Below are 2394 nucleotides of genomic sequence, written 5' to 3' on the forward strand. Positions count from 1 at the left end.
TATCGGCACTTCAGGCCGGGCAGAGCGTGGCGCTGATCTCCGATGCCGGCACGCCGCTGGTATCCGATCCCGGCTACCGGCTGGTCGGCGAGGCGCTCGACCACGGCATTCGCGTCGTGCCTATCCCCGGCCCGTCAGCGCCGCTGGCGGCGCTGACGGCATCCGGCCTGCCCTCCGATGCCTTCCTGTTCGCCGGCTTCCTGCCGGTCAAATCAGGGCAGCGGCTGACACGGCTGGAAGCACTGAAGGCCGTGCCGGCGACATTGATTTTCTTTGAATCGCCGCGCCGGCTGGCTGACTCCCTGGCTGCCATGGTCGAAGCGCTCGGCGGCGAGCGCAAGGCCGCTATCGGCAGGGAATTGACCAAGACCTTCGAAGAGATGCGAACCGGCACGCTGCAGGCGCTGGTCGACCACTATGCTGCGGCCGATACGCCGAAGGGCGAAATCGTCGTCTGCGTCGGTCCGGCCGAGGCCAGGGTCGACGAGCCTGAAGACATCGACCGTCTGCTTCTGTCGCTTGCCGTCGAAATGCCGGCCTCCAAGGCGGCCGCGGAAGCCGCGAAGATGACCGGCGGCCAGAAACAGGCCCTCTATCGGCGGCTGCTTGACCTTAGGGAGACTTCTGGAGAAAGCGACAGTGGCTGAGCGCCCAAGCGTCAGCCGCCAAAAGGCCTATCGGCGCGGCCATCGCGGTGAATGGCTGGCGGCGGCAGCACTGATGATGAAGGGCTACAGAATCCTTGCGCGCCGCCACCGCACACGCTTCGGCGAGATCGACCTGATCGCGCGGCGCGGCGATCTGGTGCTGTTCGTCGAGGTCAAGGCGCGCCGCACGCTGATGGAAGCCATGGAGGCGATCGGTCACGAATCGGAACGTCGAATAGAAGGCGCGGCCGACATCTGGCTGTCGCGCCAAGCGGACTACGGCAGGCTGTCGATGCGCTTCGACATGGTCGCGGTGCTGCCCTGGCGCTGGCCGGTGCATGTCGAGAACGCGTTTTACGGGAGGAGTTGAGGGGCCACTTACGGGCGTTGCTCGCCCTTCGCTGGCTCCCTGCCCTTCGGGCGTTCAGTCCCTTCAAAAGGTCCACCGGACCTTTTGATCCGCCCGAAGGCGAACCGGGCCTTCACCGTTCGTCGTTCGGAAAGCCAAGCAATTGGCTTTCCGTCCGCTTCGCGGACCACTCCTCACCCCCAGATCATCAGCGCCATCAACCCGACACCGCCGACCACCAGCCGCCACCAGCCGAACAGCGCGTAGCCTTTGCGCGAGACATAATCGAGCAGGAAGCGTACGACGATGAGCGCCGTGACGAAGGCGGCGACGAAGCCGACGGCGATGATCGGCAGGTCGGCACTGCTCAGCACGTTGCGGTTCTTGAACAGGTCGAAGGCAAAGGCGCCGACCATGGTCGGGATCGCAAGGAAGAAGGAAAATTCAGCGGCAGCGCGCTTATCGACGCCCAAAAGCAGGGCGCCGACGATGGTCGAGCCCGAACGCGATGTACCGGGAATGAGCGACAGGCACTGGAAAAGCCCGATCTGCAGGTAAAGCCGGGTCGGGAAGCGCTCGACATCGCGGTAGACCGGCTTGAGGTTCATGCGGTCCACCGCCAGCAGCACGACGCCGCCGATGATCAGCATGATGCAGATCAGCCTCGGCGATTCGAACAGCACCGTCTTGATGAAATCATGCGCCAGCGCGCCGATGATCGCCGCCGGCAGGAAGGCGATCAGGATGCCGATGGCGAAATGCCGCGTCAGCCGGTCATGCGGCAGTTCGAGCAGCATCTTCCACAGGCGGCGGAAATAGACGCTGAGGATCGCCAGGATGGCGCCGAGCTGGATCAGGATCTCGAAGGCCTTGCCGGTCGAATGGAAGCCGAGGAAATGACCGGCAAGCAGAATATGGCCGGTCGACGACACCGGGATGAACTCGGTCAACCCCTCCAGCAGGCCGAGCAGCAGGGCTTCGACGATGGTCTGGCTTTCCATGGCTACCTCGGCATTGGCGTGACGGCTGACAGAAGGGCTTGCTTGTCATGGCGTTGAAGTCCCCCTATAGGTCGCAACACCCTGACGGCCCGCTAACCGGGCGGCCAAGACTTACCGGTGCGCCCTGCGATTCGCCAGTGCGCTTTATCATCGCGGAACCATGCTGACGCTTTTCCACCATCCCATGTTCGCCACCTGTCGCTTCGTCCGCCTCGCATTCGGCGAGTATGGCGAGGAGCTGGCTTTGATCGAGGAAAAGCCGTGGACCCGGCGCAAGGAGTTCCTGGCGCTGAACCCGGCCGGAACGCTGCCGATCCTGCTGGCCGAAGGCGACGTGCCGATCGTCGGCGCGACGGTGATTTCGGAATATCTCGATGAAACGCGCGGCGTGCTGAAG

Annotated in this window: 4 protein-coding genes; 3 read left to right on the forward strand and 1 reads right to left on the reverse strand. The window is 64.1% G+C overall.

What is annotated here, in order from left to right:
• Together rsmI and EN939_RS30185 are read left to right on the forward strand one after the other, a co-directional pair.
• On the forward strand, positions 1–647 hold a 647-nt coding region (gene rsmI / locus EN939_RS30180), incomplete at its 5' end, for a 16S rRNA (cytidine(1402)-2'-O)-methyltransferase (RefSeq protein ID WP_164751350.1).
• Positions 640–1017, forward strand: a complete 378-nt coding sequence (locus EN939_RS30185) for a YraN family protein (protein WP_127269758.1) — start codon at positions 640–642, stop codon at positions 1015–1017. The genes rsmI and EN939_RS30185, both read left to right, overlap by 8 nt.
• 173 nt (positions 1018–1190) lie before the next feature.
• Here EN939_RS30185 and EN939_RS30190 read toward each other — a convergent pair whose 3' ends face one another.
• Positions 1191–1997 carry an undecaprenyl-diphosphate phosphatase gene (locus EN939_RS30190; RefSeq protein ID WP_127269760.1) on the reverse strand — a complete coding sequence of 269 codons (807 nt, stop codon included), beginning with the start codon at positions 1995–1997 and terminating at the stop codon, positions 1191–1193.
• Positions 1998–2157: 160 nt separating this feature from the next.
• Here EN939_RS30190 and EN939_RS30195 point away from each other — a divergent pair.
• The coding region (locus EN939_RS30195; protein WP_164751351.1) for a glutathione S-transferase family protein at positions 2158–2394 on the forward strand (237 nt) is incomplete at its 3' end.

It is taken from the genome of Mesorhizobium sp. M7A.F.Ca.CA.002.05.1.1 (genome assembly GCF_003998335.1).
Lineage (GTDB): Bacteria > Pseudomonadota > Alphaproteobacteria > Rhizobiales > Rhizobiaceae > Mesorhizobium.